Source organism: Fibrobacter sp. UBA4309 (assembly GCF_002395745.1).
GTDB lineage: Bacteria > Fibrobacterota > Fibrobacteria > Fibrobacterales > Fibrobacteraceae > Fibrobacter.
Window position 1 is genome coordinate 22,624 of the sequence record NZ_DGUN01000028.1, and the last position, 6,707, is coordinate 29,330.

Genomic DNA, 6,707 nt, shown 5'->3' on the forward strand with positions numbered 1-6,707 from the left:
AGTGGCACAAATTTAGAAAAACAGACATATGCCCGTGGAGTATCTTTCTATATTACGGCGCAAATTCAAAAAAAGGATCTTTATGAAAATCGCCGAAAAGACCGTAGTCCAGATGCACTACACCCTCACCTCCGACGAAGGGGAAACCATCGATTCCTCCGCCGGCCGCGAACCGCTCCAGTACATCCAGGGCACCCACATGATCGTGGTCGGTCTTGAGAAGGCCATGGAAGGCCACGAAGTCGGCGACAAGTTCGACGTGAAGGTCATTCCGCGCGAAGGCTACGGCGAATACGACGAACGCCTCACGCAAGAAGTCCCGCTGGACGTTTTCCAGGGAGTCGACAAGGTCGTTCCGGGCATGCAGTTCTTTGCACAGACGCCGGCAGGCCCGATGCCCATCCGCATCAAGTCCGTCGCTGGCGACAAGGCCACCATTGACGCGAACCACGAACTCGCGGGCAAGAACCTGAACTTCGCCATCGAAGTCGTGAGCGTGCGCGAGGCTACCGAAGAAGAGCTGAACCCGCAGGGCCACTGCTGCTGCGGTGGCGAAGGCGACTGCAAGTGCGGCGACGGCGAGTGCGAATGCGGCGGCGAAGGCAACAAGGAAAACTGCGACGGCAACGGTGGCTGCGGCTGCCCCAACCACGACAAGCACCACGGCAACGGCTAAGCCGTAGCCTTGAATAAACGGCGCAAGGTCTGCCGCAACACGCGCAGACCGTAAGTCACTACGTTCAAGTTGGACTTTTCGCCCGCATAGCGCGTGGGTATCGGGAGTTCCGACAGCCTGTATCCGCGGGCATCGGCGATGGACATGATTTCCAGGTCGATGTCGAAGCTCGGGCTGAGTTTTTCGAGGTCGAGCGTCTTTAAAAATTCCGCGTTATAGACAATAAATCCGCTATGGCGATCCGTGAGTTTCTGCCGAAAGGCGACGTTCTCGAGTGCGGTAAGGAACGCTCCGCCGATGCGCTTGTATAGGGGCATGTTGCCGGCTTTCGCACCACCCGCGAGCGCATGGCGGGACCCTTGGACTAAGGCCATTTCAGGCTGATTGCTCGCGGTTTCGAGATGCGCGAAGAATTCGCCGAGTTGCCCTGCGGGGTACTGGCCGTCACCATGCAGGCAGGCGACAAACTTCGCACCCGACGCAAGGCCCGCGGCAATCCCACGTTTCACCACGGCGCCGTAGCCGGAATTCTTTTCGAAGCGTTCATACTGCAGGTGGCCCGCGCAATCCGCACCCGAGACAAACGAATCAAAAGCCCCGCGCGTACCGTCCTTCGAGCCGTCGTCTATCACGAGCACCTGCGCGCGTTCCATGACCGCGGGCGAAATGCGCCCAAGCACGCCGGCGAGAGTCGCCTGCACGTTGTAAGCCGGGATGAATATGAAATAGTCCGGGGACACCGTTCGCCCCGCTATACGGAATAGTGTTTCACAAACCACGTGAGCGATTCGCGGAGACAGACATCAATGGGAGTCGAAGCGCGGAACCCGAGCAGGCGTTCGGCCTTCTCTACACCCGGCAGTCGGCGCATGGAATCGTCGTAACCCGTACCGTAGTATTCCTCGCCCGCAACCACCTGCGGTTCAGGCAACGTGGCGATATCGACACCGCGGATTTCGGCATAAATCTGGCGCATTTTCTGGGCCAGTTCGGCAATGGAAAGTTCATTGTCCGCATTCCCGACATTGAACACCTGCGAAAACACGCCTGCATTCTGCGCCGTCCCGGAACCCGCATCGAACAGGGCGAACAAGAAGTCTATCGCGTCGTGGACGCTCGTAAAGCAGCGCTTCGCCTTCCCGCCGTTCACGAGCTTCAGCGGTTCGCCCCGCAAAAGAGCCGTCGAGAAATTCGCGAGCACGCGCGGAATGCCCTCGCCATCGACTCCCGGCATATAGTCCATGTACGGACCCACGAAATTGAAGGGGCGCACCACCGTCCATTTCAGACCGGACAAGCCGGCAATATAGCGCTCCGTCAGGAGTTTCGCCGTAGCGTAGCTCCAGCGGCTCGCCGTGACAGGACCGAACACCAACGGGGTGGAATCTTCGTCCAGCACGCCGGAATCCGCACCGGTACGGCCATAGACTTCCGAAGTGGAAAAATGGATAAGCCACGAGCCCGATTTCGCGCAGGCATCCGCAAGGGCGGCAGGATGGTCGTAATTGCTGCGTATGACCGCCGGGGCCTCCCCCATGTAGCGGCTCGGCGTACAGATGGCGGCGAGGTTCACCACCACGGGGAACCTTGCAAGCCGGGCGACAGTTTCAGGATCGGCCAGGTCGGCACAGACGAACTCGCAGCGTTCGTCATTCAGGCGATGCTGGATCCTATAAAAATCGAGGTCCACGCCGAAGACGCGCCATTTGGTGCGGCAAAGCACCGCATCGAGCAAATGGCTACCAATAAAACCACCGCAGCCGACAATGGCCACGGTGAAGCTTCGGTCATCGAACCTCGGGTTCATTACTCCGTGACCTGGAAGGTGCCGGAGTTTGCGCCCTTGTTCTGGCGGCTATAGGGGTGCACGCGGATAATGGCCGTTTCGGTAACCTCGGCCACGTCGGACGTCAGGACCACTTCCTGCTTGTAGCAGGTCTTGCCATCGCCAACTTCGGGACCGGCAGAGCCGTCCAGCATATCCACGCCCAGGTCCGATTCGTCGAGTTTGAACTTGAAGCAGAAACCGCTGTCTTCAATCTTCGCACCGTATATGACCGTGATAGTATCGCCCATCTTGAACTTTTCGCCACCCTTGGGATAAACGACCTTCACGCCGTCGGCAACCGTGCAATCGTACGCCGTGGTACCATCGCTAGAGGAACTCGTCGTAGAAGACGACGGGGTCTTCGAATCGGAGGAATTTTCCGGACCGGTCGAAGAAGACGAATCGTCACCGCAAGCGGCAAGAGTAAAAATTGCGGCAAATGCAAGCATATGGGCAAATTTCATAGGATACTCCTTTGTTTGTTTAACCATTCCCAATATAGCAATATCTCTATTACAAATTTTTCACGCAGCGGATCGATATCGCGAACTTGTACTTTTCGTTGATGGTCACATGCGTGTTGAAAGTGAATTTTTCATTGTACATCGTGTACATCCAGGCGTAATTCTCGGCATAGTCGAGCGACCAGAAGAACGACGCGGAACCAAGATCTTCAAACTCTCCGGAATCGAACAGGTAGTAACCTGCAGGCAAAAGCGAAAGCCCGTACGTGTCGATGCCGGATTCCCAGAGGTAGGCGCTCCGGAGCGTAATGGGGCCGTATGTCGGGTCTTCCGTATTTTCGTCCACGATGGCAATCTTCGGAGTGCCCGTACTCGCTATGTCGTCAAGGGTATGGAGTTCGGCTGACGACGGCAAATGCCAGCCTTCCATGCAGAGCCCGCGAATGTACTTAAGGTCCGTACACAGGAGACTGTCGCCGCATTCCCGCGGGTTTTCGGGGTCGTTCGCCAGGGCAACCGAGTCAATAGCCGCGCCCCACGTATAGAGCCTGCCATATTTCACGCAGCTGTCCGGTTCGTTGTTGTAGCACCAGTTCTTTCCGAGCAGGCTCGGGGTCAAATCGCTATCCGCATAGTTCAGGTTTTCCGACATCCAGACCAAGGTGTCGATAACGACAGTCTTGTACACCTGTCCGTCGCGTTCGTCCACGACCTCGCCGTAATCGATTTCTGGATTCAGGTAGCGCCACGGGACCTTGCCGTCCATGACGCCGTTCCCCATATCCTTCAGGGAAATGCCCAGGGCATCCGCGCAGCGGGCCTTCAGGTCGGCGGCGGTACTGTCCAGGAACTCGTCTGCCGTCTTTTTCGCCATGATTTCCTGCGTGCAGACCAGGTGAAGTTCGTTGCAATCCCGCTTGAGCTGGTCAACAACCGTGCCCTTCGAGCGTTCGCACTGTTCCACGAAGGCGACGGAATCCTCCCCGCATGCCTCGTCCGGGTCGCCCGAGCCGTAAGTCTTGTCGAGACGGTCCACCACCACGGCGAACATCGAGTCTCGCTGCAAGATTTGCGTATAGAGTTCCCTTGACGAATCAAGGTTCACGGTAAGCCGAATACCGTTCTCGTCGCTGTAGCGGTTCACGGTACAGGCGGCGGAATCGGCGCCAACCTCCGTATAGGCAAAGCTGGGCTTCGGAGCGGACAGGAACACGATATCGTACCAGAACTGGTCACCGCCGTCCATATTGACCTTGGCCGAATCGACAGGGATTTCGGGTTCCCAGGTCTTCAAAAGCTTCAGGTAGGCGACCGTATCCCTGATATCCCAGGCGTTTTGCTCTTCGGTGTAGCCCGAGGCCACCTTCTTTTCGCTTTCGGAACAGGCCGTGACAAGCGTAAAAAAGAGGAGGAACGGAGATATCCAAAGAAACAACGGGAGAAGGAATTTGCGCATAGCGGGTAATATAGCTAAATGAGGAACGTTATAAAATCAGTCTTTCACGCAGCGCATATTGAGGGCGTACATGTACTTTTCTTCAAGCGTCACGTGCGTTGTCCCCCCAGAAGATATGCTTACGTCATCGTAGACGACGAACATATAGACATAATCCTCATTATAGTCGAGAGACCAAAGGTACGCCACCTGCCCGCCATCCTTGAATTGCCCAGAATCCAGCTTGTAATAGCCTCCTGGCAACAGCGAAAAGCCGAAGGTGTCGTCGCCATACGGCCAAATATAGGCACTCCTCATCGCTTGCGCCGTCACTTCCGTACTTGCACCTTTGGGCATATAGACCTTAGTAGCAATAGACATCGCATAATCATCGATTACATGGTATTCACTAGTCGAAGGGATGTGCCAGCCTTCCATGCAGAGCCCGCGAATCGGTTTCAATTCCTTACAGACATAACCGTATCCGCACTGCACCGGATTATCGGGATCATTTGCAAGGGCAAACGAATCGACCGCCGCGCCAAACGTATAGATTCGCCCATATTTCAGGCAGTTTTCCGGCTCGTTGCCATAGCACCAGCTCTTGCCGAGCAGGCTCGGAGAATTAATGCTGTCCGCATAGTTCAGGTTTTCCGCCATCCAGACGAGGGTATCGATGGCTATCGTCTTATACACTTGTCCGTCGCGTTCGTCCACGACTTCGCCGTAATCGATTTCGGGATTCAAGTAGCGCCACGGGACCTTGCCGTCGAGGCGTCCGTTACCCATTTCGTTGAGGGAGAGTCCCAAGGCATCCGCACAACGGCTCTTCAGTTCCGCAGCCGTGCTGTCCAAAAAGTCTTCCGCAGAAACCTTGGGCATGATTTCCTTGGTACAGATCAAGTGGAGTTCCGAGCACCCCAGGCCAATCTGGTCCTCGACAGAGCCCTTCGCCTTGCTGCAACTTTCCACGAACGCGATGGAATCCGCCTCGCAGACTTCGGTATCGCCGTCCTGGCCGTATGTCTTGTCCAGGCGGTCCACAACGATGGCAAACATGGAATCGCGATACAGAATCTGCGTATAGAGTTCCCTTGCCGATTCCAGATTCACGGTCAGGCGGATACCGTTTTCATCGTCATACACATTCACCGTACAGGCTGCAGAGTCGGCCCCAATATCCTTATAGCTAAAGTAGGGTTCCGGAGCCGTCAAGAAGACAACATTATACCAGGAAACCGACGGGTCCGCTTTCAGCTCGACCATTTCCGAATCGACAGGGATTTCGGGTTCCCAGGTCTTCAAAAGCTTCAGGTAGGCGACAGTATCCTTGATATTCCAGGCATTCTGTTCTTCCGTATAGCCCGACGCCACCTTCTTTTCGTCGCCGGAACAGGCCGAAACGACAGACAAAAAGGCGATAAAAGGCGACAGCCACAGGAGAACAGCAGGAAGGAACTTGCGCATACGCGGACAAATATAAAAAAACAAACATACTGCACAAATTATCACTTTTTGACACGTTTTTTTATTATATTTGACGTAAAGGGCGAACCGGGGCCGCGAGTCCGGGCGTAGCCCGCAAATCGTCCCGCGAAATTTCTTAACATTGGCAAAAATATCGTTTTTAAGTCTTTAAGGGAATAAAATGGCTGTAAAGTACGACAAGGACAGCATCAAGACTCTAGATTGGTACGAACACATTAGGCTCCGCCCCGGTATGTACATCGGCAAGCTGGGCGACGGACAGAGCCCCGACGACGGCATCTACGTGCTCGCGAAGGAAGTTATCGACAACTCCATCGACGAGTTCGCCATGGGCGCGGGCAAGAAGATTGAAATCGACATGGAAGACCACAGCTGCCGCGTGCGCGACTACGGCCGCGGCATCCCGCTCGAGAAGGTCATCGACTGCGTGTCGAAGATGAATACAGGCGGCAAGTACGATTCCGAAGCCTTCCAGAAGTCGGTGGGCATGAACGGCGTGGGTACCAAGGCGGTGAACGCCCTTTCGACCAAGTTTATCGTACAAAGTTTCCGCGACGGCAAGGTAAAGCGCGCCGAATTCAGCAAGGGCATTCTGGTGAAGGACTTCAAGATTACCTCCACCACCGAGAAAAACGGCACCGAAATCTACTTCGAGCCCGATAACGACCTGTTCAAGAACTTCCGGTTCCTCCCCGCCTACATGGAAGAGAAGATCTGGAACTACGCCTACCTGAACAACGGGCTTACGCTCGTGATGAACGGCAAGGATTACAACAGCCCGAACGGGCTCTTGGACCTGCTCCACAGCCGCACCGA

7 protein-coding genes are annotated in these 6,707 nt (G+C 55.5%); 2 read left to right on the top strand and 5 right to left on the bottom strand.

Going from position 1 to position 6,707, the window contains the following annotated elements; all coding sequences use genetic code 11:
• The first annotated feature begins 82 nt into the window (after positions 1–82).
• Positions 83–676 carry a peptidylprolyl isomerase gene (gene slyD / locus B3M32_RS03315; RefSeq protein WP_290743569.1) on the top strand — a complete coding sequence of 198 codons (594 nt, stop codon included), beginning with the start codon at positions 83–85 and terminating at the stop codon, positions 674–676.
• On the opposite strand, the gene B3M32_RS03320 is transcribed toward slyD, so the two are convergent.
• From B3M32_RS03320 to B3M32_RS03340, 5 genes are read right to left on the bottom strand one after another with little or no spacing between them, the layout of a single operon-like run.
• Complete coding sequence (locus B3M32_RS03320) at positions 673–1,416, bottom strand: glycosyltransferase family 2 protein (RefSeq protein ID WP_290743571.1); 744 nt, start codon at positions 1,414–1,416, stop codon at positions 673–675. The two genes, slyD and B3M32_RS03320, sit on opposite strands and share 4 nt — an antisense overlap.
• Positions 1,417–1,427: 11 nt before the next feature.
• Complete coding sequence (locus B3M32_RS03325) at positions 1,428–2,483, bottom strand: NAD-dependent epimerase/dehydratase family protein (RefSeq protein WP_290743572.1); 1,056 nt, start codon at positions 2,481–2,483, stop codon at positions 1,428–1,430.
• Positions 2,483–2,968, bottom strand: coding sequence for a hypothetical protein (locus B3M32_RS03330; RefSeq protein ID WP_290743574.1), 486 nt, complete (start codon positions 2,966–2,968; stop codon positions 2,483–2,485). Before B3M32_RS03330 ends, B3M32_RS03325 begins: the two co-directional genes overlap by 1 nt.
• 49 nt (positions 2,969–3,017) lie before the next feature.
• Positions 3,018–4,424 carry an FISUMP domain-containing protein gene (locus B3M32_RS03335; protein ID WP_290743576.1) on the bottom strand — a complete coding sequence of 469 codons (1,407 nt, stop codon included), beginning with the start codon at positions 4,422–4,424 and terminating at the stop codon, positions 3,018–3,020.
• Positions 4,425–4,460: 36 nt separating this feature from the next.
• Positions 4,461–5,870 (bottom strand): FISUMP domain-containing protein, encoded by a 1,410-nt coding sequence (locus B3M32_RS03340; RefSeq protein ID WP_290743578.1) that lies wholly within the window; start codon positions 5,868–5,870, stop codon positions 4,461–4,463.
• 181 nt (positions 5,871–6,051) lie between these two features.
• On the opposite strand from B3M32_RS03340, the gene B3M32_RS03345 reads away from it, so the two are divergent.
• Positions 6,052–6,707 (top strand): ATP-binding protein (locus tag B3M32_RS03345; protein WP_290743580.1); only part of this gene is annotated, 656 nt, incomplete at its 3' end.

What these genes read in the sequence shown, in the direction of transcription:
- B3M32_RS03330 (WP_290743574.1), bottom strand. Translation starts at nt 2,968, where the DNA reads ATGAAATTTGCCCATATGCTTGCATTTGCCGCAATTTTTACTCTTGCC.
- slyD (WP_290743569.1), top strand. Translation starts at nt 83, where the DNA reads ATGAAAATCGCCGAAAAGACCGTAGTCCAGATGCACTACACCCTCACC.
- B3M32_RS03340 (WP_290743578.1), bottom strand. Translation starts at nt 5,870, where the DNA reads ATGCGCAAGTTCCTTCCTGCTGTTCTCCTGTGGCTGTCGCCTTTTATC.
- B3M32_RS03335 (WP_290743576.1), bottom strand. Translation starts at nt 4,424, where the DNA reads ATGCGCAAATTCCTTCTCCCGTTGTTTCTTTGGATATCTCCGTTCCTC.
- B3M32_RS03325 (WP_290743572.1), bottom strand. Translation starts at nt 2,483, where the DNA reads ATGAACCCGAGGTTCGATGACCGAAGCTTCACCGTGGCCATTGTCGGC.